Source organism: Shouchella xiaoxiensis (assembly GCF_016907895.1).
Taxonomy (GTDB): Bacteria; Bacillota; Bacilli; order Bacillales; family Bacillaceae_D; genus Shouchella; species Shouchella xiaoxiensis.
This window is the reverse complement of sequence record NZ_JAFBCV010000011.1, coordinates 115,350-141,508: the sequence shown is the minus strand read 5'-3', so window position 1 is coordinate 141,508 and position 26,159 is coordinate 115,350. Positions and strand designations below refer to the sequence as shown.

Sequence of the window (26,159 nt, the reverse complement as noted above, 5' to 3'; positions counted from 1 at the left end):
CATGAAACAGAAAACAAGATCTAGAATAGAAGTTTTTCTAATGTACGCTTTTATTTTCTTCATGTTCGTGATCATCGCCTACCCGCTTATTTGGACGTTGGCGCTATCATTAAACCCAGGAACAAATATATACGGTGCAAGTCTCTTACCTGATTCATGGTCATTAGAAAATTATAGATGGTTGTTCTTCAGTGAACAGAGTAACTATACTACTTGGTATAAAAACTCGTTATTTGTAGCAACCATTACATCGATTCTCTCAACCATTGTTGTCTGCTTCACTGCTTATGCATTTTCGCGCTATCAATTCGTTGGGAAGAAAAATGGACTTTACTTGTTTTTGGTCTTGCAAATATTCCCTGTTATTATGGCGATGGTCGCAATTTATGTACTATTAAACACGATTGGTTTGCTTGATTCTCTATGGGGGTTAATTTTAATCTACGTTGGTGGTTCTATACCGATGAATGCATTCTTGGTTAAAGGGTATTTTGATACATTACCGAAAGAGCTTGATGAATCCGCAAAATTAGATGGTGCAGGCCATTTTCGAATTTTCTTCACAATTGTCTTGCCACTTGCGAAGCCGATTCTTGCGGTTGTTGCCTTGTTTAACTTCATGAACCCTTTGATGGACTTCATTTTACCTCGAATCGTATTAAGAAGCCCTGAGAATTACACGTTGGCGCTTGGTTTATTCAATTTCGTTAACGATCAATTTGCGAATAACTTCACACGGTTTGCTGCGGGTGCTGTTTTAATCGCTGTTCCAATCGCGATCGTATTCTTATTCTTGCAGCGTTACCTCATCTCGGGTCTTGCTTCAGGAGCAACAAAAGGCTAGATACATTCATTCAGGGGTGGCTTATATACAAGGCACCTATAGATATAAAACCTGCTTATTAGGATAGGAGTTTTTACATTGTCAAAAAAATGGTGGAAAGAAGCGGTATGCTATCAAGTATACCCACGTAGTTTTTATGATGCGAATAACGATGGTATTGGTGATTTGCAAGGTGTGATTTCTAAATTAGATTATTTAAAATGGCTCGGCATCGATGTTATTTGGTTAAGCCCTATGTACGATTCACCGAATGACGACAATGGCTATGATATTCGAGACTATAAAGAAATCATGGAAGAATTCGGGAGCATGGCTGATTTTGATCAGTTACTGGACGAGGTACATGCTCGTGGAATGAAATTAATCATTGATCTCGTTATTAACCATACGTCAGATGAGCATGAGTGGTTTGTTGAATCGAGATCATCGAAGGAAAGTGAAAAGCGAGATTGGTATATTTGGCGTGATGCTCAGGCTGATGGTTCAGAGCCAAATAACTGGGCTTCGATCTTCAATGGACCTGCATGGGAATGGGACGAAAAAACAGAACAATATTATATGCACATTTTTTCAACGAAACAACCTGATTTGAACTGGGAAAACAAAGAAGTCCGCGACACGCTTTACGAAACAATGAATTGGTGGATGAACAAAGGAATTGACGGTTTCCGTGTAGATGCGATTAGCCATATTAAAAAAATTGATGGATTACCTGATCTACCGAATGAAACGGAAGAAACGTTTGTTGAATCATTTGATGGGCATATGAATCGTCCAGGCATTCATGACTATCTTCAGGAGATGAAGCGGGAAACACTTGATCAACATGATGTTTTTACCGTCGGTGAAGCAAATGGAGTTCGTATGGAAAATCCTGATGATGTGGCTGCCTGGGTTGGTGAAAACAACGGTGTGTTTAACATGGTCTTTCAGTTTGAACACTTAGGTCTCTGGGGAAAAGATGCCGAACAGAAGCTTGATGTAGCAGCTGTGAAAGAAGCATTATCTAAATGGCAGTATGGTTTAGAAGGTCTGGGCTGGAACGCTTTATTTATTGAAAACCACGATCAAACACGTGCGGTGTCGTCTTGGGGCAATGATGAGGAATACTGGAATCTTTGTGCAAAAGCATTAGGAACGATGTATTTCTTCATGAAGGGAACACCGTTTATCTATCAAGGACAAGAAATAGGAATGACGAACGTTCAATTTGATTCAATTGAAGAATATGATGACGTTTCGATGCGTAATTATTATAAACAAGAAAGTGCTAAAGGTGTGCCGCACGAAGAGATTATGCAAGTCGTATGGAGCCAAGGTCGGGACAACTCACGAACGCCTTTACAGTGGTCGACTGAGAAAAACGGTGGCTTTAGTCAGGCTGACAACACTTGGTTAAAAGTGAATCCAAATTACAGGGAAATTAATGTGGATTCCCAGAAAGCTGATCCATCATCAATATTGAGTTTTTACCGGAAGATGATTGAAGTACGTAAACAATATGATACACTCGTATACGGCACGTATCAGCTTCGAGATGTTGGAGTGGAAGAAGTGTTTGTTTATGAAAGACATGGACAAGATGACACGTTTACTATCGCAGTTAACTTGTCGGAAGAAGCACATCGGTTTGAACATGAAGGGAACGGCACAATCATTTTAAGCAATTATGATGAGGCAGATTCTCAACAATTAAAGCCTTATGAAGCACGTATTTACCGAAAAACAAACTCTTAAGTTTCTACTTGAGAACGTTAAATGGCCGATCAAGAGGGTGGACGTCTATTGACTCATACAATTAAAGATGTAGCAAAGCTGGCAGGGGTTGCACCTTCCACAGTTTCGCGCGTGATTGCAGACAGCCCGAAAATAAGTGCGAAAACGAAAGCGCGTGTAAAAGCCGTAATGGCTGAATTAGGTTACCATCCAAATGTACATGCACGTAACCTCGTTAATAAACAGACGAATGTGATTGGTGTCATCATGCCTAGCGTTTCTTACGCGCCTTTCCAGAATCCGTTTTTTCCTGAAGTGTTAAGGGGAATAACGGCTCAGGCTAATGAAGATAAGTATGGCTTATATCTATCAACAGGCCAATTGGAATCCGACATTATAGAAGAAGTAAAAGAAATGGTTCATAGTCGACGGGTTGATGGAATGATCTTGCTGTATTCAACAACAGCAGATCCAGTTATACCGTTTTTACTAGAAGAAAATTTTCCGTTTGTTGTTATAGGCAGACCGCCAGAGCAACTCGAAGGGGTTGTCTCATATGTAAACAACGATAACGTAAAAGCAGCAAAGATGCTCACTGAATATTTACTGCTTTTAAAGCATCAGCGTATCGGGTTTATTGGTGGGAGAAAAGACGCCTACGTGACGCTAGACCATCGAGAAGGCTATTGTGAAGCTTTGACGAGTGCTGGTCTAGAGATAAACGAAGGTGATCTTGTTTACCACGATGAAGTGTTTGAAGGTGGTGAACAGGCTGTTATTGAATTAATGGCACAAGTGACTCCACCAACAGCGATCATCGTAGCCGATGACCTTATGGCTCTAGGTGTGCTCCGCATGCTTTCAAGTATGGGTTATCAAGTTCCAAAAGATATATCTGTTGTCAGCTTTAATAATGTGTTGATGTCAGAACTAGCAAGTCCTCCGTTAACGACAATGGATATTCAAATCTATGAATTAGGGTTTAAATCTGCTGAATTACTGCGGAAGCGAATCGCAAATCCAGACTTACCTATGCAGGCTGTTAAGGTTGGTCACAGGTTAGTGAGAAGAGAAACGAGTCAAGCAATAGAAAGACAATAAAGACCGCCGAATGGCGGTCTTTATATTATTCACGAATGGTTTCTTTATAGTAATCGGCTAGTATTCCGGCTACAGCTTCAGCACTGCGTAAGCTTTCATCCATCGTATTGTCAACGCCTCCGAATTCGATTAACATGGCGGTGTCGGCAAGGTCTTGATTGTATACGCCGTTTCCTTGTGATTTATCTTTCTCAAATACACCACGACTCAATCCAGGGTATTCCGCTTCAATTCGCTCGTTCAGTTCGATGGCTGCTTTTCTTTGGGCGTCAGCGTTTGGGTGAGCAGTACCAACAACAAACAATATTCTGGCAAAACGTTCGTTGTTGATCGTCGCAACCGTATGTTCTGCTCGAACTGAATCACGGTGGAAGTCAAGAATTAAATCATAGTCTTGCTCATCCATTTGTTTCGTGACAATTTGTCTCGATGCAGCATAATAATTTTTCATATCACGCTCCAGCATATAGGCATTGACATTCGTTTGATCAACATCGGCTATGATGTCATGCTCACCTAGTACTTCGGCAAAACGGTTACCAACTCTAATAATGTTTTTAGTAGGGTCACTTGAAATGGCTTTATCTGCATTGGGATCACCTTCAAAACCGAGTTCCGGTAAATAAGATTCATAGCTGTGTGTATGATAGATAAGGACGGAAGGTTCTGTGGCTTGTCCGTCATTGTTCGTTGCCGGTGTTTCAACTGTAGGTGTTGAGTTGGCATGTTCTTTAGCCAGTTTTTCTAATGCCTCTTCAGGGGGAGTTGATTCTCTTGGCATATTTGTTAGGTTAGTCCCTTCACCAGCCTGTACAATTCTTGTGTCAAAAGAAGACATGATTGGAATTCCTTGAGCGAGTAGTGATAAAGGGTTATTTAAATCGAGACTTGTTGTGGAAGAGACGAGCATGTTACCTATTGAACGCTGTTGATAATCTGTCGGTAATGCCTGTTTGAAAGAATGATTTTCAGTTGAAATAAGAGAAAGCAAGTCTACGCCATCTAAAGGTGCAACCATATCGTTAAGGCCTCGGTTATACCAAGTGTTATTCGTTGCCAGAATGCTAATAACAAGTAAAAGAGACAGCAATATGGCTGAGATGGTCCCTAGCCATTTAAGTAGTTGACTCATATTCTTCACCATCCTTCTATCTTAATCTATGAAATTGGGGCAGAGAATATCACTGTCGTTTGCAAACCGCTTCTCTGAGGATAAAAGAAGGATTAGAGAAAATTTTTCGCAGGAAGACATACAAAAAAAGCGTAGGACTATTCGTTGTCCGTACGCTCGTCTTTTTTCTTTATGAAGTCAATTACTTCTGTATCTGTTAATTGGATTCGTTTTGCCTCGCTAAGCATTGGTTTAATGTAACTGACAAAAAAAGCTTGCTTTCGTTCATCTAATAGACGTTTTTTCGCTCCTCTTTGTACAAACATTCCAACACCACGTTGTTTATAAATAAGGTCTTTATCTACAAGAGAAGCTAATCCTTTTTGTGCTGTAGCGCGATTAATCTGATAAAAGGTCGATAAGTCAGTAGTTGAGGGGAGTTTGTCCCCTTCAGTCAAGCTTCCTTCAATAATGTCATCTGAAATCATGTCTGCAATTTGTTGGAAAATGGGTTTTGAATCATCAAAAGTGGCTTTCAAGGTATCTCCTTTCATATACGAGTGAACAATGGTATATAGGAAATGAAAACGAATGGGATAAGGGATGTTCTACGTTGAACTATTTTCATTTTACTGTATCTAAATTAAAAAACAAAGCAGGAATGTTATTAAGAGCTGATACGACAGGGTGTCTCTTTATGATGACAGCGAATAGAAAGGAATCTGTTAGGTTTTAGCTGAAAAGGAAAGAGACATTGTAACGAACTGACAAAAATGAATGAAGGTTATTTGTTAAAAAAGATAAATAAGGATTGAAAGAGTGTGGGGAGTGCACTAAAATAAAATCATTTAGTAAGCTGGAGTTAGATGAAGAGGAGTTTGGCAATGAATTCGCGAAAAAGAAATCCATTTAGACTGATTCTCTATGCTTACATTATTGCTATGTTTGTCTTTAGCATGTTGCTCTATCTACCCATTTTTCATGAGCCAGGAGTTGATCTTTCTTATAAAGACGCTTTATTTACATCAGTAAGTGCAGTGAGTGTTACGGGCTTAGTTACAATTAATGTAGTAGAGACCTTTAATACCGCTGGAATATTGGTATTGGCGTTAGCCATTCAAATGGGTGGCGTAGGAATTATGACGCTTGGGACGTTTGCATGGATCTTATTTGGTCGAAGAGTTAACGTATCGCAAAAATTGCTCATCATGGTTGATCAAAATCGGGTACAGAATCAATTTTCTGGCCTTGTTAAGCTGATGAGTAGTTTATTATTGATTGCGTTAATGATCGAAGGTGTGGCAGCTGTATTATTAGGTACATATTATTTACAGTTTTTTGAGAATCCAATCGATGCTTATATACAAGGGGCTTTTGCAGCACTAAGTGCGTTCACAAATGCTGGGTTTGATTTAACGGGCCAGTCGTTAATACCGTTTGTAGATGACTATGTTGTCCAAATCCTAACTATTTTATTAATCTTTGCTGGATCAATTGGTTTCCCGGTGTTGCTTGAATGCACGGAATATCTTAAGAGTCGAAAACGTACATTTAAATTTAGTTTGTTCACAAAGCTGTCTACTGCGACTTATTTTATCGTTTTTATTATAGGCGCATTAGGAATATGGTTCTTAGAAAAAGATCTTGCTTTTGCAAATTTAAATTGGCATGAACAAATTTCTCAGTCTGTTTTTTTCTCAGCAACAGCAAGGAGTGCTGGGTTAAGTACTGTTGATTTAAACGTGTTTCACGTGCCTGTTTTGTTGTTTCTGTCTTGTTTGATGATTATTGGTGCAAGTCCATCAAGTGTTGGTGGGGGAATTCGGACAACGACGCTTGCCGTCATGGCTCTATCGATTAAGAGTTTTACTTTGGGACGAAAACATGTGCAGGTATTTGGACGACGTATTCATGAAGAAGATCAACAGAAATCCTTTATTGTTATATCAATATTCGCTTTTATGTTTATTGTAGCAATGATACTAATCATGTATTTTGAGCAAGGATCTGGTATATCATTAGTCCAAGTTTTTGTAGAAACAGCATCTGCATTTGGAACATGTGGATTGTCATTAGGCGTAACGTCTGAACTAACATTTTCAAGTCAGGTGGTGTTGATGGTGCTGATGCTAATTGGACGTGTGGGAATTGTTGCTTTGCTATTCTCTCTACGTAAAGAGGAAGAACCAGATCGATACCGGTATGCAACAGAGCGAATCATCATTGGTTAGTTAAACGGGAGGTTAGTGGATTGTCAAAAAAACAGTTTCTAGTTATCGGTCTTGGTCGTTTTGGAACAAGCGTGTGCAAGGAACTTTATAAGCAAGGTCACGATGTTATTGCGGTTGATGAGAATGAAGAGAGAGTGCAAGATGCGGATGCGTTCACTAGCCGTGCGATTATTGCGGATACGACGCAAGAAAAAACGCTAAGGTCACTTGAACCAACCAATTATGACTGTGTATTAGTAGCAATAGGCGACCATATTCAGGAGAGCATTTTAACAACACTCTTATTAAAAGAATTAGGTGTTAAAAAAGTTTGGGTAAAGGCACGAAATGAACAGCATCACCGCGTGCTTGAAAAAATCGGTGCGGATCGAATTGTCCATCCTGAACTTGATATGGGTATACGAATTGCTCACAGCTTAGATTCAGATAAGATAATAGATTATGTTGAGATTTCACCTGATCACAGTATTTTAGAAATGCGCGCTACAAGTAAGATTGCGGGTCAACCTTTAGCGAAATTGAACATTCGTAAAAAATACAAGTGCAATATATTAGGGATTAAATCAGCTGGAAGGTTAACAATTACGCCGATGCCAGATGACACGCTGACTGAAGGAGATGTCATCATCATATTAGGTGAGAATAAAGATTTAAAACGATTTGAAAAGGGAGCATTGTAACGGTGACTTTATGTCACTGTTTTTTTTTGACACTACGTAACTGAATAACTGGTTTCAATTTAAAAAAGGGAGTGGCTAGATAGAGATAAGGGGAGCTTTCCAAGCAAATAACAATGGAAAAAAGCTTCTGATTGTTGTTATTTCAAAACAGAAGGCTGTGCTTTCTAAGGCTTTATGTGGATTTTGCGCGGAGCATCACTTGTAAGCACTCGATATTCTGAGCGTCCAATATACAAGGGAACTTGAAGTCTGTTAAGGTCAACCGCATTTGTACCCGTAAAAAGCTGTTTGTCACGGTAACTTTGGACAACTTCACCAACAATCCATTCATGTGTTCCATATGTGTGTTGACCAACGACTTTGCATTCATAAGCAAAATAGGCATCACTTAAGATAGGCACATCTACTTTTATTCCAGGTCTATAAGGAATGGAGAATGAACTGAATTTATCAATCTCTCTTCCGCTATACGTACCGCAAGCCTGAATTTGCTCAGATTGAGCGGCAGGAAGAAATTGGACAGCAAAAACTCCGCTTTGCTTAATTAACTCATATGTATAGGTTTCTTTACGAACGGCTATTCCATAGTGACCAGGGTCAGTAGCCATGAATGTATGCCATCCAGATGCCATCACATTGTGCTCCTGATCATACTGTGAAGTAACAATTGCAACCATGCTAGGATACGTGTGCCATGAAGAAGCGTGTACTGGTTCAATCATTTTAATTAATCCTCCTAACCGATGGTTTCTATTAACGTTTGTTAAAGGTATAACTAGTTTAACCTAAGTCGCTAAATTCCTACAAGCTTTAGGCTAGTGACAGTTTTTACTAGATTGATTCCTGGATATTTTGCTAGAATAGCGAAAAGGAGCTGATACGTTATGTCAAAATTCTATCAATCTGCGTTGGATTTTAATGATACAGAAAACGTGGTTAATCGATTCGAAGAAATTCTTGCTATTCCACTAGATTCTGTTGTTCAGCTGGAAGTGTTTTTACAGAAAGAATCTGAATTATTAGGTCAAATAGAAGAGATGCTGACAGGCCACTATATTGATTTTAATTGTTATAGCAATTCGACAGAAACGAAAAAAGTATTTGAGCATGACCAAGAAGTTATTGAACCTATTGTAAAGACGTATTCTGCAAAGCTTGACTCAGCTTTTTTAGGATCAAAAGCTCTTAAGAATTTACCGGAAGAACGTTATGGCTATCTAGTTAAAAGAAGAAAGAATGCCGAAGCTTTATTTCGTGAAGAGAACATTACTTTAGAAATAGAAGAAAACCGTTTAACGACAGCTTATTTTGAACATACAGGATCCCTCACCGTTAATTGGGATGGAGAAGAAAAGACGTTAGCGCAGCTTTCTCCCTACTCTGAGAATAGTGATCGAGAAATAAGAAAAAAAGCGATGAGTTTAAGTCGTGAAGCCTTTCTTGTTAAAGAAAAGCCATTGCAAGAGATTATGAGCGAATTAATCGAAATCCGCCAGAAAAAAGCAACAAATGCGGGTTTTGTTAATTATCGTGACTACATGTTTAAAAAATATGAACGATTTGATTACTCGCCGAGCGATTGCAAAGAGCTGGCACAAAACATCGCCACCTATGTAAAACCATTAAAAGAAAAGTTGCATAAAGAGCATCAAGATGCATTAGGTGTAGAAACATATAAGCCTTGGGACGTGAGCGCTGTTTTGCCGGAGCAAGCTCCGCTTAAGCCCTTCTCTAGTACGCAGGAGTTAATCGTTAAGAGTCGCAGCGTCCTGACGTCAATAGATGATCGTTTCGGTGAGCTGCTTCATTTAATGGATGATAAGAAAATGCTTGATTTGGAGAGTAGGAAGAGTAAATCACCGGGTGGGTTTTGCGCACCTTTACCAGTTTCTGGGCTCTCATTTGTTTTCATGAACCACGCGCACACGCATGATGATCTAATTACATTGCTGCACGAAATGGGTCACTGTATTCATAATGATTTAAAAAAAGACATACCATTGCATTTGTATCGAGATACGCCGATGGAGTCAAGTGAGCTTGCGAGTATGTCGATGGAGCTGTTCACAATGAATCAGTGGGAGCAATTTTACAGTAATAATGAGGAGCTAAAGCGGGCGAAACGTATGCAGTTAAAATCAATTGTGGACTTCTTGCCAGCAGGGATGGTTATTGACCAATTTCAGCATTGGCTCTATGAAAATACAATGCATACAGTTGAAGAGCGTAATCAGACGTTTAAACAGCTTTTGAAAGCAATTGATTCGGAGGTTGCCGACTGGTCTGAACATGAGGAATGGCAGGAGACGGCATGGTTACGAATCTTACATATTTTTGAAGTTCCTTTTTATTATGTTGAGTATGTCATTGCTCAACTTGGTGCACTTCAGATGTATAAAGCTTACAAAGAAAATCCAGTAGAAACCCTTGAAAGCTACAAAAGAGCATTGACGTTAGGAAGTTCTAAAGGACTGGCAGATGTGTACAAAACAGCAGGTATTCGCTTTGATTTCTCTGCAGAAACAATTCGTTCGTTAATGGATTTTATAGAAACTGAATTAAAAGAGCTTGACCAATAAAACGAGTTAGAGAGACATGATTTTTACAATCATGTCTTTCTTAATAGTGTATATTAACTGCACTGATGAATAATCCCGCGACGAAATAATTCATCTTTTAGGATTGAAATAAAGTCAGGGCTTAGTTGATGTTCAATTGCGCGACAGTAAGATTCCAGAAGTAGCTCATTTGGCAGCTGGCCTAACACTCGAGGCCCCCCTCTACAATTTTGTGAATACACAATATATAGTGAGTGAATTGATATTCATATACTATATATTCGATAAAAAGCGATTTTTCCTTCTTTTTTTCTAAAATAATTTTGAAAGATTGAAGTTTTTATAGAAAAGAGGAGAGTGTTCGGCGTTTAGACTAGAGATTGCTACTCTATCTGAATGTAACAGACCTAAAAAATTGTACAAAAAGATAGCTGGAATGTACCTAACTTAAAATCAGAAGATGAATGAAAAAGAAGAACAGAAAAAAGGTGTTTTTATAATCGGAAATAGGGGTAAGAGAAAATGACGTTGATTAGAAAAGAGGGAATATATGAACTGGATCCTAAGTAGACCAAAATTGGTTGCTCTACTTTTTATTATGTTAACAGCTGTTGGGATAATTAGTTTCACTCAGCTTGGACAACGAGAAATTCCGGAGTTTTCACCTCCAATTGGACAAGTTACAACTGCATTTCCTGGTGCTTCAACAGAGGAAGTAGAAAGACAAGTGACAGACCCGATTGAAGAAGTACTGGGGCAATTTGAAGAAATTGTATCCTATGATTCGGTCTCTGCGCCGAGTATTTCTCTTATTACGGTCGAACTCGACGAAAGTGTCGGAAATAAAGAATCTGTATGGAATGAAGTAACACAACGAATAAATCAAGTGACAGCGTCGTTTCCGGATAACGCCATGGAACCAGAAGTGGAAACGGATTTAGGCGACCAAGGGCTTGCTACGTATCAAATAAAGTTAAACGAAGGAGTTAATCTAGAAGAACTTCAAGACGTCATTAATCAATATGCTGATAACCTTTCGCAGCTTGCTCATGTTACGGGACTTGATGTTCAAGGAGCGTTAGAAAAAGAAGTATTTGTTTCTCTAGATGCTTCAGCCATGGAAGAAAATAATTTAAGCTATGGCCAAGTGTTAGGTATTCTCCAGGAGGAAAATGAGACAACTCCCATTGGTGAGTGGGAAAGTGAAGGAGCTATTTATCCTGTTAATCTCAACGCATTTTCAACAATAGCTGATTACAATCAGGTGCCGGTGGGTGTGGACCAAAGTGGAAATATTATACGACTTGAAGACATTGGTACTATGGAAGAGACATTTAAGGCGAGAGAAGAGTCTGTCCAGTTTAATGGCAATCCTGCTTTATCACTTACGTTTACACTGCAAGCAGGAAGTAGTGTTCCAGCAGCACAAGACGAACTTGATCAATTTGTAGAAGGGCTAGAAGCGGATCTTCCAGATGAAGCAACGATGGAATTGCTCTATACTCAGGCAAATTTAGTTTCTGAACTATTTACTGATTTAGCATTATCTTTCGCTTTTGCTGTTATAGCTGTACTCTTTGTATGTTCGCTTGGTTTACGAATTGGTTCAGCAATCAGTGTTGCTATTGCAGTGCCAGTTTCGTTAAGTATTGGATCAATTGCCTTGCCGTTTTTCGGCGTAGATTTAAATCAAATTTCCCTCATTGCCTATATTTTGGTGCTGGCCATTCTTGTTGATGACGCCATTGTCGTAAACGACAACATCGAAAGGCAGTTAAGAGCAGGAAAAGCGCCCAAAGAAGCTGCCAGAAAAGGAACGGTTGAAGTATTAGGTTCAGTCGTTACATCAACCATAATCGTCATTTTTACATTCTTCCCGATTATATTTCTTCCGGGAGGAGCTGGAGAATTTATCCGTCCGTTGCCTGTTGTTATTATCAGTGCAATTGTTGCTTCTACTGTAGTTGGGCTAATTGGAATTCCAATTTATCGTGTTTGGCGAGAAAAACGCAAGCCGATGTCAAAAGAGCAACGTGCCCCGGGTTTATTAGGACCTAGTTTAGATAAGATTGGGCAAGTGTATGGGCGAAAATGGATGAAAGGAGTAGTAAATCGTCCGTTTCTTGTTGGTTTTGGTGGATTGTTTATTGGGACGTTAGCGTATGGGCTTATTCCGTTTATCCCTATTGAGTTTTTTCCCGATTCTGATCGAGAAGAAGTATTTGTAGAAACCAGTTTAGCAGATGGCACACCGCTAATTGAAACGGAAGAACAGGCTGAAGAAATGGCGGAATGGCTTGCAAATCACGAATTTGTTCAATCTGTTTCAAGTTACACAGGTACAGCAATACCGCGCTTATTTAATACAGATGGTGGAAGCGAAGAAAGCGAGAATTTAGCCAATTTCCTCGTATTTATCGACAAAGACCAAATTGAAGCAAGAACAGCAATGGACCAATGGAGCGAGACCTTGCCAGAGGAATTCAATCTAATTGAGTCTTATGAAGTGTCAATTATTGAATCAGGTCCTCCTGTTGGTGCACCAATTGCAATTGAAATTAGCGGTGAGTCGATGGAGACACTCATGAATAAAAGTGCGGAAGCACAAGACATCCTTTTACAATCCGAAGGTGTACTAAACGTCGACGATGATGTCGGTAATTCTGTGACATCGATTACACTTGATTTGCAAAGAGATGAAATGGAATCGAACGGTTTATCGACAAATGATATTGCTGGTGCACTAGCTGCAATTGGTGAGGGGGTTCCACTCGGAACGTTTGATTCAGATGGAGAGTTATTGGATTGGAGACTAGCTTATGAAGGAGACGAGCTTTCTCTTTTAGATGAGGTTACTGTTACTGGAACAACTGGAGAAGCTGTTGTTCTCAACGATCTAGTTTCAATAAATGAAGAGCAACTTCAACCGCGAATTCCACATCAAGATGGAGAAAGAGTCGTTACGGTACGAGCGTTTCCGTCCGAAGATCAATCTGCTGATGATATTGTGGCAACGGTCGAAGAGGAATTGCTTGCGCTTGAAGAAGATGGCTACTCCATTGTAATTGGTGGAGAAACGTCTGAGCGTACCGAAGTGTTTGTTCAAATCGGACAAATCTTCCTAATTGTCGTCTTCCTAATCTTAATTGCTATGGTTGTTCAGTTTTATTCCTTAACCATTCCATTTATCATTCTTAGCGCCGTATATCTTGCTTTCTCGGGTGCGATGATTGGCTTATTTATCACTCAAACGGGCCTTGGTTTTATGTCGCTAATGGGTGGAGTAAGTCTTGCAGGTATTGTTGTTCGAAACGGAATTGTGTTAATCGAGTTTATTGAACAAAGAAGACGTGAAGGGCTTGGTGCTAAAGAAGCGGTGCTTCTCGCCGCAGAACAGCGTTTCCGACCAATTGTCTTAACGTCACTTGTAACAATTGCCGGGTTATTACCGATCGCATTCGGCAATAGTACGCTGTTTCAGCCGCTTGGAATCACAATTGTATCAGGTGCCATATTTTCGGCAATATTAACATTGTTTGTTGTTCCTGCCCTGTATTTAGTAAGGGCTAGGTGGAAAGAAGGGAAATTAGACTAAAAAAGCATGGAGCTTCATATGAAGCTCCATGCTTTTTCATTTATTCAACGCGATCTGGGTCTGAATTTGAATTCGACTTATTCGAATGAAACTCTTGTTTTGTAAAAACATCATCGACATTCATATTAAATTCAACAAGCTCTAAGCCAGTCATTTGATGGATATTTCTAGAAATGTTCTCTTTGATTTCTTTATATATGGTAGGGATGCTTTGACCATATTCAACGAAAACTTCAATGTCAATTGCGACTTGCTTTTCACCAACATCAGCACGGATACCTTTTGTTATACTTTCATCTCCGCCAAATGTCTCACGAACGCCTTGAAAGAAATTACCGCTCATACCGAGAATACCATTCGTTTCAATTGTGGCAAGTGCAGCGATTTTCTTAATGACTTCATTATCATACGTTAATTTATCGCGGTTCTCATTCTTAGTCTCATCTTGTTTTTCTTGTTCCATTTGCTTGTTCGTCTTTTTCGTGGATTGGATGCTACTAGCCATCATGTATCTCTCCTCGTTATTGATAAAATGAACATACATATCTGTAACCTTTTTGATAGGTAAATAAACCATCATTTCTTTAGTTGTGAGGCCAAAAATAGATCCTAAATTAATTAAAAGAATGAATCTTAACACTAAGCAAAAAAAAAAACGAGCGCAATTTTTAGCAGCTCGTTTTAATAAAAGTTAGGCTAAGAACCACGTTTTCCGGTAATAAGCTGAATGATAAAAACAACAAGAGCGATAACAAGAAGAATATAAATGAGCCCACCAGCAATATCTAAAACGAGTCCAACTAACCACAAAACAATTAAGATACCAATAATTGTCCAAAGCATTGTTTAAGCACCTCCATAGAATAGTAAAAATATAATAGCGTAAGTTTTATTCCCTTAATGAAAATAGGTTAAACGTTTCAAGAAACGGCTTATATGTAATTTGACGTTCTACGCAAAACGATCATTTTTAACCAAAGTAGAAATCAGGCTTGAACTGGTATGGGTGAAAAAATAAAACAGGTAATGGAATAAAAGCGAGTTTCTGTTCATAGAATACTAGAAAAGATATTCATGAATAGGAGTGATCGCTTTGTATAAATGGTTACTGATTGGTTTTATCACGACTGTATTTTTAGCTGGAGGTGAATCCTCTGTAGAACCTATAACTCATCCAACAGATGGACAAGCTAGTGGAACTGAGCAACCCGCTCATGTAAGCTTTGAAATAGGAAAAGAAGTAGTTAATCGTTCATATACGACGCTTATCCAAGATTCAAGTGAACAAGCGAGAGTCCTTTTTCAAGTTCATATGGGAGCTCCTAATGCCGAGGAACAAAAGCAGCTTGCTTATCAATTGCACAATTATTTGGAGAGATATAAACCAGGATTGAGTAGAGGTATATTGACAGAGGTTGCTCTCGATGACACAACAGATCATACGTCATTAAAGATTGTTGTTGGAGGATCAGAGAATACAGAAGAAGAATTAAACGAAACAACAAAAGTCGTTCAAACTAGTATAGAGGTACTAAAACATCTCAAAACGAATGCCAATCTTCTTGAAACTAGTAGATTGGTTTTTCTTGTAAGTAGAAAAAGAGTTTGATATACACTTAATCAGATCAATTATAATAAAACATGAAGTGAAAGGAGGTTGTGAGCAAAGCTATAGAGGTCAGAACGTTTAGAAAGGAGGAGTAAAATTGGAGCAAAAATGGATTCATTGGGCTAGAAAAATGCATGCTATTGCTCAATCCGGAATCGCTTTTTCAAGAGATGTCTATGATTTGGAGAGGTATGAAGAATTACGTTCACTTAGTGCAGAGATTATGGAACAGTATTCAGAGGTTAAAAAGGAAACGATAGATGAGTGGTTTGCGAAGGAAGAAGGGTATCAAACCCCAAAGCTAGATGTACGAGGAGCTTTATTTAAAGAAAATAAAATTTTATTAGTGCGTGAAAAAGCAGAGCATCGCTGGTCTCTCCCAGGTGGTTTTTGCGACGTGGGGCTATCTGCAAAAGAAAATATTGTTAAAGAAATAAAAGAAGAGTCTGGCTATGATGCAGAGGTATTACGATTAGTAGCCCTTCTCGATATGAACAAACACAATCACCCTGTCCAGCCTTTTCATTACTATAAACTATTCTTTCATTGCAGATTATTAGGAGGAGAGGGTGAGGTGGGTCTGGAAACGGATCAAGTTGGCTTTTTCTCTCGAGATTGTTTGCCTGAAGTCTCAACCGGAAGAAATACAACTGAACAGATTCAACTACTTTTTTCTTTTTATGATAATCCGCAGAAACAAACAGTTGTTGATTAATTTTCGTAAACTAGCTGGTTTATCTACCAGAGGAACGGGAAGTGAATGGAAAATGGTTTGATGAGAGGGGAACAATTATGGGAACTAATAAAGAAGAATCGGCAAAACAATACGTTGAACGTGTCATTCATACGGTAAAAGAGAGAAGCCCGAATGAACCCGAGTTTTATCAGGCTGTAGAGGAAATTGCCTACTCGCTTGTTCCAGTGTTTGAAAAGCATCCTCACTACATAAAGCACGCAGTGCTTGAAAGAATGACAGAGCCAGACAGAATGATTACGTTTCGAGTAGCCTGGATGGATGACGAAGGCGTTATCCATGTTAACCGTGGGTACCGGGTTCAATTTAATAATGCGATTGGGCCATATAAAGGCGGTCTTCGTTTCGATCCCTCCGTTAACGCAAGCATTATTAAGTTTCTTGGCTTTGAACAAATTTTTAAGAACTCTTTAACTGGACAAGCAATTGGTGCGGGAAAAGGTGGCGCTGATTTTAATCCAAAAGGCAAATCCGATATGGAAATCATGCGTTTTACGCAAAGCTATATGAATGAACTATCGAAGTACATTGGTCCGAATGTGGATGTTCCTGCTGGCGATATAGGGGTAGGAGGTAGAGAGATCGATTACATGGTTGGTCAATATAAACGGCTTCGTGGTGCATTTGAAAAAGGAGCTTTTACTGGCAAAGGCATTGATGTTGGCGGAAGTTGGATGAGGCAGGAGTCAACAGGTTATGGCACGGTTTATTTTGCGAAGCGAATGCTTGAAGATCAGGATAAGTCGTTAGAGGGGCAACGAGTTATCGTGTCAGGCGCTGGAAAAGTCTCAATCTATGCAATGGAAAAAGCGATTGAACTAGGTGCAAAAGTTATTGCGTGCAGTGACTCCAGTGGTTATATTTTCGATGAAGCAGGACTGGATGTTGAGAAAATAAAGCAGCTAAAAGAAGTTGAAAACAAGCGTATTTCAGAGTATACGAAGTTTAATTCCAATACTACTTTTGACAATGAAGAGTCGATTTGGACGATTCCGTGTGATGTCGCTCTACCGTGCGCGACACAAAATGAACTAGATGAGAACAATGCTAGAGCACTAATCGAGAATGGCGTATCAGTCATTGCGGAAGGTGCCAACATGCCCTGCACACATGATGCGATACTTGCATTTCAAGAAAGCGATGTTGCGTTTGGTCCTGGTAAAGCAGCGAATGCTGGAGGTGTTGCCGTATCTGCTTTGGAGATGGCGCAAAACAGCTCAAGGGTTTCATGGTCATTTGAAGCAATCGATCAGATGCTGCAAGACATCATGACGGATATTTATGATAAGAGTAAGAATGCTGCTCAAGAATATGGACAGGAGGGCAATTTAATAGCTGGAGCAAATATAGCAGGTTTTAAAAAAGTTGCCGATGTCATGATAGCTCAAGGTATCATCTAACGGTTGTGCCTTAAAAATAAAGTCGGATAAATTTTTAACAGATGTAGCAAATGAAGCAAATGATGTTAAAGAAATAAGACTAAACCGTCGTTTAAAGCACCCCGCGGTTTAGTCTTATTTTTTTATTAGATCATTTAATACTTTCAATTTTTCATAATTGACAGCGCTTACATTAAGTGGTACGCTTTTTTATAACATAAATTAGTTTGTCGTTTTTATTTTGTTAGTAGATAATGATCATCACTCGTGACAAGGAGAGGTTGACGATGTTTACTCCAAGAATGGAGTCAGCTAACAGAGCGGACTTATATGAAATGCAAACGATATTACTTAAACAGACAGTAAAAACAGTGTATCAGGATGTTACCTTTTACAAAGCTAAGTTTGATGATCTAGGAATAAAACCGGAACAAATAAACACCTTGTCAGACTTAAAAAAATTACCCTTTACGACAAAACAAGACCTAAGAGATCACTATCCATTTGGATTATTAGCTGTTCCTAAAGAGAAACTAGCGCGAATTCATGCCTCTTCAGGTACGAGTGGAAAGCCGACTGTTGTTGGTTACACAGCTCAAGACTTAAGAAATTGGAGTGAAATGGTCTCACGTACTATTGTTGCGGCAGGAGGAAAATCGACTGATTTGATCCATAATGCATATGGATATGGACTCTTTACCGGTGGTTTGGGTCTTCACGCTGGTATTGAAGCGCTTGGAGCAGCCACAATTCCTATTTCTAGTGGCAATACGGAAAGACAGCTGTTAGTACTCCAAGATTTTCAACCGCAAGGAATTTGTGCAACACCATCATACATGGTTCATTTAACTGAAAAATTAATCAAAAAAGGAATTGATCCTCAATCAATTGGACTTCGCTATGGCATTTTTGGGGCGGAGCCTTGGTCAGAGGGAATGAGAAAAAAGTTAGAACGTTTATTGGGAATAAAAGCGGTCGACATATATGGCCTAAGTGAAGTGATGGGTCCGGGAGTTGCCAGTGAGTGTCATGAAGCCCAAGACGGTCTGCATATTGCAGAAGATCATTTCATAACTGAAGTAATTGATCCAATTACGCTGGAGCCTGTTGAGGAGGGCGAGTATGGAGAACTTGTTTTTACAAGTTTAACGAAAGAAGCAATGCCAATTATACGATATCGCACAGGTGATGTAGCCGCTTTACGTACCGATTCCTGTCATTGTGGTCGAACGCTTGCGCGAATGACACGAGTTAAAGGAAGAACGGATGACATGCTTATTATTCGAGGTGTCAATGTGTTTCCTTCCGAGCTTGAGCGCGTCTTGCTAGAAGCAATGAACCTTGCACCTCATTATCAAATTTATTGGACAACGAAGGCATCAATGGAAGAGGTGCGAATTCATATCGAGATTGATGAGTTGTTTTATATGCAGGTTGGCGCGGATTTAGCTCACCCGTTAGTTAAAAATCTAAAGGCAACAGTAGTTGAACAAATTAAATCGACATGTTTGGTTAGTGTTGATCTGATGATAGAGAAACCTGGTGTCATTCCCCGGTCGGAAGGAAAGGCATTACGAGTTATTGATCAAAGGAAAAATGCAGCTAAGGGTGTTGTTTAAAGACCTAAGCAATTGTCAATGTCTAAGACCGTAAAGATGTACCAGTTTAATACAGCAGGAGAGCGTTGGGTATCCATGAGGTATTTGAAGTTGGGTTTGAGAGGTATTTACAGCATGAATAAAGTCAAAGTCTTTCTTAATCCACCTGCAAAGAGGCAACGAATGTATAGTACACGCTCGGTGGATCAATACCATTATCTGTTCGTTTGGGAGGGGTAGCTATATGCACGTTATAACAGAGCATATGACAGAAGAAGAGCGAATGAGTGTTTTTGTTGAAAGAATTGAAACTGGTGAAAAAATCGAAGCGGATGACTGGATGCCTGAAGAGTATCGTCAAACGTTAATTAAGCTTATTTCTATGCATGGAATAAGTGAAATAATGGGGGCGCTCCCAGAAAAAGAATGGGTTCCTAGAGCTCCATCGCTTTATCGTAAACTAGGTATTATGGCTAAGGTTCAAGATGAAATGGGTCATGGACAATTGTTACTCAGAGTTGTTGAAGATTTAATGAAACCTTATGGACGGAATCGAGCTGATTTAATGCAAGATTTGTTCAGTGGAAAACTGAAATTTCATAACGTATTTCATATGAAGACGAAAACATGGGCGGATGCTGGTATTATTGGCTGGCTCGTCGATGGTGCTGCAATCATTACACAGACAAACATGCTTGGTGCCTCCTATGGTCCTTATGCTAGAGCATTAAAACGAATTTGTGCAGAAGAAGTTTTTCACGCACAACACGGGGAAGCGATTATTTTAGCGCTTGCGGAAGGGAACAAGATGCAGCGAGCTATGATTCAGGAAGCGCTTGATCGATGGTGGGAACCTCTCTTAATGTTCTTTGGACCAGCTAGCAAGGAAACAACGGGCTCTTCAAAGCAAGATGTCACCATTAAATATAAGATTCGTACGAACACGAATGAAGAGCTAAGGCAACGATTTTTATCAAAATATATCCCCCGTGTTCTTGCACTAGGGCTAACAATTCCCGATTCAACCCTATCTTATGATGAGTCAAGTAAAACATGGTCTTACCAACAGCCCGATTGGAATGAATTTAGGAAAATTACCCGAAATGAAGGACCGTTCTCGCAGGAACGTTTAAATTTACGCAGAGTGTCCTATGACAATAATGCATGGGTAAGGCGCGCTCTTGCTCACTAGGGAGAGATCGATGTGATGAATCAGACAACTTTTTATAAAGAATTCGAAGTGTTCAGCAAACGTAACGATGCGTCCCCTTTTACCCACCAATTTAGCTTGACTGCTCCAAATAAAGAATTAGCTATTGTAATGGCGCAGGAAAACTTTATGCGGAGGGAACCTGTCTCGGATATTTGGGTCGTTGAACGAGTGCATATACGTCCTCTATCGAGCGAAGAAAAAGCTTCTCTCCAACGTTTAGATAACAAAGCGTATCGCAATACCAAGGGTTACGGTTATTTAAAGAAGATATGGAGCAAGTATGAACAGCAGATTCTGGATGAGAAAGAGATCATGTCATGGCAGGGAGGGCGTAAGGGTGAGTGAACATATGACAACAAATCAAAGAGCTGCTTTGATTGAGCTCCTCTTACAGCTAGGTGATGATGATTTTATTTATGCTTTTCGTGGAGCGGAATGGTTAGGCCTGGCTCCTCATATCGAAGAAGATGTGGCTTCTGCGTCCATCAGTCAAAACAGCATGGGCCATGCGGTGATGTTTTATGAACTTGCAGAAGAGCTCGGTCTTCCTGAAGCGAACGAGTTGGCTCATGCTCGTCCCGCTGCTGAAAGGAGAAACAGTATTTTACTGGAGCGGGTAAATGGTGAAGGTTCATATATGGGGACTCCTACTTATGATTGGGCTTATGCAGTTGTAAGGAATCTCATGTATACAATAGCAAAGAAGGTAAAAATGGAATCATTAAGAACAAGTTCTTATGAACCTTTAAATGATGTAGCGATTAAAGTATTGATGGAATTGCACTACCATCTCATGCATTGGAAAGCGTGGTTTATTGAATTATTTAATGCGACAGATGAAGCGCGATTGAAAATGGAGAGTGCTGTAGGAGCCGTTATGGCTGACTTTGGTGACATGCTTGAATACGGAGAAAAAGAAGAAGAAATAGTCGCCGCAAAATTAATTCACTCATCAAAAACAGTAAAAGAACGCTTCCTTATGGAACTTGAGGCCATTCTCTCAAAAGTGAATCAAGACATGAGTTTATTTACCTACTCACTTAAGCAGAATGGTCGAAACGGTGAACATACTGCTGATCTAAATCAAGCTTTAGCAACTTTAGCAGAAGTTTATCAGGTGGACCCAGCAGCGAACTGGTAGGAGCGGGGGTGAATTGATTTGGTAAAACAGTTCAGTGAAGCGACAGAGCGCATGATTGAAAAATTAAAGGAAGTAAAAGATCCAGAAATTGATACCGTTAGTATCGTTGATTTAGGAATGATTCAGTCGATACGAGTTGTTGAAAAGAGCGTATCGATCGAGCTCTTGCCAACGTTTCTAGGATGCCCTGCACTACCGATTATTAAAAAGAACATTGAGCAAACCTTGCTTCATTTAGATGATGTGCGATCAGTTGAAGTTCTGTTTGTTCACTCTCCTCCATGGACCTCTGATCGCATAAGTAAAGCAGGAAGAGAAGGGTTAAAAAAATTTGGTATCGCCCCGCCACCTCGCTATTTTCAGGACGATGGTTCGTGGCAAGTGGACTGCCCATTTTGTCAATCGACATATGTAACGCTAGAAAATTTGTTTGGTCCAACTGCTTGTCGAAGTATTTTATATTGTAAGTCTTGTAAAAATCCCTTTGAAGCAATGAAGCCAGTTTCAACAATCTAAACGTAAAAAGGAGAATGTATTATGGCTAAATTAATCGCGCTATATAAACAACCCGAGGACAAGAAGGCATTTGATGATCATTATTTTAACGTTCACGCCCCAATAACTGAAAAGATTCCTGGATTAAGAGAAATGAAGGTCACCACATTCTCGGGAACACCAATGGGTGAGGAGTCCCCTTACTATTTAATGTGTGAAATGGTTTATGACAATATGGATGATTTAAAGCAGGGACTGCGTTCAGAAGAAGGTAGAGCATCAGGAAAAGATTTGATGTCGTTTGCTGGGAAATTAGTGACGCTCATGATGAGTGAGGACTAATAAAGGTGCAGCTGTTTCAGTACATTGAAACGTCTATAGAGAACGGAGTCGGCAGGATCGAACTAAACCGCCAACAGCAGTACAATGCCTTAAATCGCGCGATGATCAAAGAAATTGCCACTATAATTGAGCAGTTTGATCAGGAGGATGAAGTGGCTGTTGTGCTACTTTCTGGAAGAGGAAAAGCGTTTAGCTCTGGAGCGGACATAGCGGAAATGATGGATAGTAGTACAATTCAGTTAGAGCTACTAAATCAGTTTGCAGATTGGGACCGCATTTCACGAGTGAAAAAACCAATCATTGGTGCTGTGCATGGGTTTGTATTTGGTGGTGGGTTTGAACTTGCTTTAAGTTGTGATCTATTACTTGCCGCTACCACTGCTGAGTTCTCGTTTCCTGAAGTTAGTCTCGGTGTTATGCCTGGAGCTGGAGGAACACAGCGTTTAACAAAATTAGTAGGGCGAACAAAGGCGCTAGAGTGGCTGCTTACTGGAGAACGTATTTCAGCTAATGAAGCACTTGAACAGCGAATCGTAAATCGATTGATTCAGCCAGAGCTACTTGAAGAAGAAGCACTTAGATTTGCCCAGCGTATAGCGAAGCAACCGCCGCTCTCGTTACGGTTAATTAAAGATTCCGTTAACCAAGCTGTTCATTCATCGCTTCAAGAAGGATTGCTTTATGAACGAAAGAACTTCTATTTGCTTTTCGCTAGTCAGGATCAAACAGAGGGAATGAGGGCTTTTATGGATAAAAGGGAGCCTCGGTTTGAGGGGAGATAACAGTGGATTATATAGAATATAGCGAGCGGGATGGAATTGCTACGATCACATTAAACCGTCCTAATTCTTACAATGCTTTTTCAGAGGCAATGCTGTTAGAGTTAAAACTAGCATTTAAGAGAGCCGAGACTTCCTTTGATGTGAGGTGCATTCTAGTAACAGGAGCGGGTAAAGGGTTTTGTTCTGGTCAAGATTTGAAAGAGGTTGACGATCAGGTCCATCATGGTGAAATGATACGGATGAGGTATGCCCCATTAATTAAACAACTAAGGGCGTGCGAGAAGCCAATTATCGCAGCGGTAAATGGCGTTGCTGCTGGGGCGGGATTTAGTTTAGCGCTTGCTTGCGACTTTAGAATCATACATGAGAAAGCTAGCTTTGTTAACGCGTTTATCCATGTTGGTTTAATTCCCGATTCTGCAAATCTCCTATTTTTAACGAGAATGATTGGTGAAGCAAAAACGCTCGAATTAGCTGTGCTTGGAGAAAAGATTACGGCCGATGAAGCGAGACATCTAGGGTTAGCAACGAAGGTAATTTCAGCTGATAGGTGGGAGCAGGAAAGCATTCATTTTGCAAAACAGGTGGCCGATTTACCAACAAAAGCAATTGCTTTAATCAAACGTTCTTTAAAGTTAGTACAGCCTAATTTGAATGCGTATTTAGAGCAAGAAGCGCAAACGCAGCGACTTGCAGGATTGACCGAAGACCATTTAGAGGGGATAAAAGCATTTAATGAAAAAAGACCTCCTTTGTTTCACGGGAAATAGCAGGTGATTTTCATTACTTAGTAGTACCAATATAGCTAATTGCAGTATTCAGAAAAAATGGTAAAACAGGTTCCGAAGAAAGGCAAAGGAGGTTGCTTTTATTGAAAAGGATTGTTGTTGTGGGCTCAGGCGTTATGGGAAGAGGAATTGCTTATGCAGCAGCTATTGCTGGTTTTGTTACAACAGTTACTGATAACCAAAGCAGTGCATTAGCAAGTGCTGAAGCGGAGATAAATCAACTTGTTGAAAGCGGCATTCAACGAGGAAAACTGTCTGAACAGGTAGGAGCATATGCACTGGCAAATGTCGCATTTACGACCTCACTCAATACTGCTGTAATGGACGCTGATTTAATCATTGAAGCAGTTCCTGAAAAGCCCCAATTAAAGCAAGCAGTTTTTCAATTACTAGAAAAAGTAGCTAAATCAAGCTGTATCTTTGCGACAAATACATCAACAATGAGCCCAACAGAAATTGCATCATATGGAGCACGTCCAGCAAAAACAATTGCCATGCATTTTTTTAATCCAGTTCATAAGATGCGATTAATTGAAATTGTAAGAGGATTAGAAACAAGTGATGAAACCGTTGAAAGTGTAAAAGAAGTTGCGCGGCGAATGGGTAAAGAGACGGTCGTGATAAATGAGTTTCCTGGTTTTGTTACAAGTCGGATGAGTGCACTTGTCGGAAATGAGGCCTTTTTTATGTTACAAGAAGGTTTAGGAACACCAGAAGATATTGATAAAGCAATAAAGCTTGGATTAAATTACCCGATGGGGCCCTTTGAACTTGGAGACTTAGTTGGTTTGGATACTCGCTTGAATAATTTACGCTATCTACATGAGAAGTTAGGGGAGAAGTACCGCCCAGCACCATTGCTCGAACAATACGTGCAGGCGGGAAGGCTTGGACGGAAAACAGGCAAGGGCGTGTATCAGTATAATGAAGAAGAGGTGACAACATGAATGAAGTTGTCATTATTGATGCTGTTCGTACACCAATAGGTCGCTATAAAGGTGCATTAAAAACCGTTCGCCCCGATGATTTAGGTGCAGTGGTGATACAGGCCTTACTAAATCGAAACGGTGGCGTAGATCCTTCATTAATTGAAGAAGTTGTTTTAGGCAATGCCAACCAAGCGGGTGAAGATAACCGGAACGTGGCACGCATGTCAGCTTTATTGGCAGGGCTACCAGTTTCCTGTGCTGGAACAACAATTAATCGCTTATGTGGCTCTGGGTTAGATGCAATTCTCTATGCAGCTAGAGCCATAGCTTGCGGAGAGGGCGATGTCTTTATTGCTGGAGGAACAGAGAGTATGACACGTGCGCCATACGTAATGGCAAAACCAGAGGTTGATTTTCCTAGAGGAGAGATTAATTTACTTGATACGACGATTGGCTGGCGCTTTACGAACAACGTAATAGAAACAGCATATGGAGCAGATTCAATGCCGGAAACGGCTGAAAATGTGGCAACGGAATACAACATTACTAGAGAAGAGCAAGATCAATTCGCGCTATTGAGTCAAGAGAAAGCTAGTGTTGCTCAGTCCAAAAGTCGATTTAAAGATGAAATCGTGCCCGTCACCTTCAAAAATCGAAAAGGGCAGTCTATTACTGTCACTGTAGATGAACATCCGCGTCCTGAATCGACGTTGGAAGCATTAAAAAAATTAAAGCCTTTATTTCCGAATGGCACTGTCACCGCAGGTAACGCTTCGGGTATAAATGATGGTGCTAGCGCAGTGCTGTTAATGTCAGCTGTGAAGGCTAAGCAACTTGGTTTAAAACCGATGGCTCGCTATGTGACTAGTGCTGTTAGTGGAGTTGAACCAAGAATTATGGGGATCGGCCCCGTTTCAGCAACAAACAAGGCACTAGATCGAGCGGGGTTGTCTGTAAAAGATTTAGATATTATTGAGTTAAATGAAGCTTTTGCTGCTCAATCACTTGCTTGTATAAATGAACTTGAACTTGATGTGGAGAAAGTGAATGTAAACGGGGGAGCTATTGCTTTTGGTCATCCATTAGGAGCGAGTGGAGCGCGAATTGTTACCTCACTTCTTCACGAAATGAACAAGAGAAAATCAAGGTATGGCCTGGCGACAATGTGTATTGGTGTTGGCCAAGGGATTGCTGGGATATTTGAACGAGTAGAAAGTACTACCAACGGCAGGCTCGCTAATAATAGTAACGATTACTAGATAGAGAGAATGAACAATAACATTAAGTAGGAAG

General features: G+C 40.0%; 26 protein-coding genes. 20 read left to right on the top strand and 6 right to left on the bottom strand.

The genetic code is table 11. The features are described from left to right. Position 1: 1 nt before the first annotated feature. The 3 genes from JOC54_RS16430 (at position 2) to JOC54_RS16420 (ending at position 3,661) form a co-directional block, all read left to right on the top strand. The gene (locus JOC54_RS16430; RefSeq protein ID WP_035422224.1) at positions 2-844 is read left to right on the top strand and encodes a sugar ABC transporter permease; all 843 of its coding nucleotides are present in this window, start codon (positions 2-4) and stop codon (positions 842-844) included. 78 nt (positions 845-922) lie between these two features. Beyond that, entirely contained in the window at positions 923-2,581 is a 1,659-nt protein-coding gene (locus JOC54_RS16425) for a glycoside hydrolase family 13 protein (RefSeq protein ID WP_204467564.1), read from the top strand. Positions 2,582-2,629: 48 nt separating this feature from the next. Then, positions 2,630-3,661 (top strand): LacI family DNA-binding transcriptional regulator, encoded by a 1,032-nt coding sequence (locus tag JOC54_RS16420; protein WP_204467587.1) that lies wholly within the window; start codon positions 2,630-2,632, stop codon positions 3,659-3,661. A 25-nt stretch (positions 3,662-3,686) separates the two neighbouring features. Here JOC54_RS16420 and spoIIP read toward each other — a convergent pair whose 3' ends face one another. Together spoIIP and JOC54_RS16410 are read right to left on the bottom strand one after the other, a co-directional pair. After that, on the bottom strand, positions 3,687-4,793 hold the full coding sequence (gene spoIIP / locus JOC54_RS16415) for a stage II sporulation protein P (protein WP_204467562.1): 1,107 nt from the start codon (positions 4,791-4,793) through the stop codon (positions 3,687-3,689). 137 nt (positions 4,794-4,930) lie between these two features. Then, positions 4,931-5,311 carry a GntR family transcriptional regulator gene (locus JOC54_RS16410; protein WP_204467559.1) on the bottom strand — a complete coding sequence of 127 codons (381 nt, stop codon included), beginning with the start codon at positions 5,309-5,311 and terminating at the stop codon, positions 4,931-4,933. 345 nt (positions 5,312-5,656) lie between these two features. On the opposite strand from JOC54_RS16410, the gene JOC54_RS16405 reads away from it, so the two are divergent. Then, on the top strand, positions 5,657-7,003 hold the full coding sequence (locus tag JOC54_RS16405; RefSeq protein WP_239586775.1) for a TrkH family potassium uptake protein: 1,347 nt from the start codon (positions 5,657-5,659) through the stop codon (positions 7,001-7,003). Between the two features lie 20 nt (positions 7,004-7,023). Next, on the top strand, positions 7,024-7,683 hold the full coding sequence (locus tag JOC54_RS16400; RefSeq protein ID WP_204467557.1) for a potassium channel family protein: 660 nt from the start codon (positions 7,024-7,026) through the stop codon (positions 7,681-7,683). A gap of 164 nt (positions 7,684-7,847) precedes the next feature. On the opposite strand, the gene JOC54_RS16395 is transcribed toward JOC54_RS16400, so the two are convergent. Next, positions 7,848-8,405 (bottom strand): flavin reductase family protein, encoded by a 558-nt coding sequence (locus JOC54_RS16395; protein WP_204467555.1) that lies wholly within the window; start codon positions 8,403-8,405, stop codon positions 7,848-7,850. 162 nt (positions 8,406-8,567) lie between these two features. On the opposite strand from JOC54_RS16395, the gene JOC54_RS16390 reads away from it, so the two are divergent. Further along, positions 8,568-10,262, top strand: a complete 1,695-nt coding sequence (locus JOC54_RS16390) for a M3 family oligoendopeptidase (RefSeq protein ID WP_204467553.1) — start codon at positions 8,568-8,570, stop codon at positions 10,260-10,262. Positions 10,263-10,315: 53 nt separating this feature from the next. Here the strand turns inward: JOC54_RS16390 and sda are convergent, their stop codons facing one another. Beyond that, on the bottom strand, positions 10,316-10,450 hold the full coding sequence (sda, locus tag JOC54_RS16385; RefSeq protein ID WP_081761095.1) for a sporulation histidine kinase inhibitor Sda: 135 nt from the start codon (positions 10,448-10,450) through the stop codon (positions 10,316-10,318). 341 nt (positions 10,451-10,791) lie between these two features. On the opposite strand from sda, the gene JOC54_RS16380 reads away from it, so the two are divergent. Then, entirely contained in the window at positions 10,792-13,836 is a 3,045-nt protein-coding gene (locus JOC54_RS16380; protein ID WP_204467551.1) for an efflux RND transporter permease subunit, read from the top strand. 40 nt (positions 13,837-13,876) lie between these two features. Here the strand turns inward: JOC54_RS16380 and JOC54_RS16375 are convergent, their stop codons facing one another. Together JOC54_RS16375 and JOC54_RS16370 are read right to left on the bottom strand one after the other, a co-directional pair. After that, the gene (locus JOC54_RS16375; protein WP_051991234.1) at positions 13,877-14,341 is read right to left on the bottom strand and encodes an Asp23/Gls24 family envelope stress response protein; all 465 of its coding nucleotides are present in this window, start codon (positions 14,339-14,341) and stop codon (positions 13,877-13,879) included. A gap of 191 nt (positions 14,342-14,532) precedes the next feature. Beyond that, positions 14,533-14,679: a lmo0937 family membrane protein gene (locus JOC54_RS16370; protein ID WP_148297904.1), complete on the bottom strand. Its 147-nt coding sequence runs from the start codon at positions 14,677-14,679 to the stop codon at positions 14,533-14,535. A gap of 250 nt (positions 14,680-14,929) precedes the next feature. On the opposite strand from JOC54_RS16370, the gene JOC54_RS16365 reads away from it, so the two are divergent. The 13 genes from JOC54_RS16365 (at position 14,930) to JOC54_RS16305 (ending at position 26,125) form a co-directional block, all read left to right on the top strand. Continuing rightward, a complete protein-coding gene (locus JOC54_RS16365; RefSeq protein WP_204467549.1) occupies positions 14,930-15,445 on the top strand; it encodes a stage II sporulation protein P in 516 nt (171 codons plus the stop codon). 97 nt (positions 15,446-15,542) lie between these two features. Continuing rightward, complete coding sequence (locus JOC54_RS16360) at positions 15,543-16,160, top strand: NUDIX hydrolase (protein WP_204467547.1); 618 nt, start codon at positions 15,543-15,545, stop codon at positions 16,158-16,160. A gap of 77 nt (positions 16,161-16,237) precedes the next feature. Further along, positions 16,238-17,599, top strand: coding sequence for an NADP-specific glutamate dehydrogenase (gene gdhA / locus JOC54_RS16355; RefSeq protein WP_204467545.1), 1,362 nt, complete (start codon positions 16,238-16,240; stop codon positions 17,597-17,599). Positions 17,600-17,865: 266 nt separating this feature from the next. Next, on the top strand, positions 17,866-19,197 hold the full coding sequence (locus JOC54_RS16350) for a phenylacetate--CoA ligase family protein (protein WP_204467542.1): 1,332 nt from the start codon (positions 17,866-17,868) through the stop codon (positions 19,195-19,197). A gap of 223 nt (positions 19,198-19,420) precedes the next feature. Continuing rightward, positions 19,421-20,368: a 1,2-phenylacetyl-CoA epoxidase subunit PaaA gene (gene paaA, locus JOC54_RS16345; RefSeq protein WP_204467540.1), complete on the top strand. Its 948-nt coding sequence runs from the start codon at positions 19,421-19,423 to the stop codon at positions 20,366-20,368. 15 nt (positions 20,369-20,383) lie between these two features. Beyond that, a complete protein-coding gene (gene paaB / locus JOC54_RS16340) occupies positions 20,384-20,734 on the top strand; it encodes a 1,2-phenylacetyl-CoA epoxidase subunit PaaB (RefSeq protein WP_054794991.1) in 351 nt (116 codons plus the stop codon). Positions 20,735-20,738: 4 nt separating this feature from the next. Further along, positions 20,739-21,530, top strand: a complete 792-nt coding sequence (paaC, locus tag JOC54_RS16335) for a 1,2-phenylacetyl-CoA epoxidase subunit PaaC (protein ID WP_204467584.1) — start codon at positions 20,739-20,741, stop codon at positions 21,528-21,530. Between the two features lie 51 nt (positions 21,531-21,581). Next, on the top strand, positions 21,582-22,046 hold the full coding sequence (gene paaD, locus JOC54_RS16330) for a 1,2-phenylacetyl-CoA epoxidase subunit PaaD (protein WP_204467582.1): 465 nt from the start codon (positions 21,582-21,584) through the stop codon (positions 22,044-22,046). Positions 22,047-22,067: 21 nt separating this feature from the next. Beyond that, the gene (locus tag JOC54_RS16325) at positions 22,068-22,367 is read left to right on the top strand and encodes an EthD family reductase (RefSeq protein ID WP_035418804.1); all 300 of its coding nucleotides are present in this window, start codon (positions 22,068-22,070) and stop codon (positions 22,365-22,367) included. A gap of 5 nt (positions 22,368-22,372) precedes the next feature. Next, positions 22,373-23,149, top strand: a complete 777-nt coding sequence (locus tag JOC54_RS16320) for an enoyl-CoA hydratase/isomerase family protein (protein ID WP_204467538.1) — start codon at positions 22,373-22,375, stop codon at positions 23,147-23,149. Positions 23,150-23,151: 2 nt separating this feature from the next. Beyond that, complete coding sequence (locus JOC54_RS16315) at positions 23,152-23,919, top strand: enoyl-CoA hydratase-related protein (RefSeq protein ID WP_204467536.1); 768 nt, start codon at positions 23,152-23,154, stop codon at positions 23,917-23,919. Positions 23,920-24,011: 92 nt separating this feature from the next. Next, the gene (locus JOC54_RS16310; protein ID WP_275582721.1) at positions 24,012-24,884 is read left to right on the top strand and encodes a 3-hydroxyacyl-CoA dehydrogenase; all 873 of its coding nucleotides are present in this window, start codon (positions 24,012-24,014) and stop codon (positions 24,882-24,884) included. Beyond that, positions 24,881-26,125 carry an acetyl-CoA C-acyltransferase gene (locus tag JOC54_RS16305; RefSeq protein ID WP_204467534.1) on the top strand — a complete coding sequence of 415 codons (1,245 nt, stop codon included), beginning with the start codon at positions 24,881-24,883 and terminating at the stop codon, positions 26,123-26,125. The genes JOC54_RS16310 and JOC54_RS16305 overlap by 4 nt, the downstream gene beginning before the upstream one ends. The last annotated feature ends 34 nt before the right edge of the window (positions 26,126-26,159 follow it).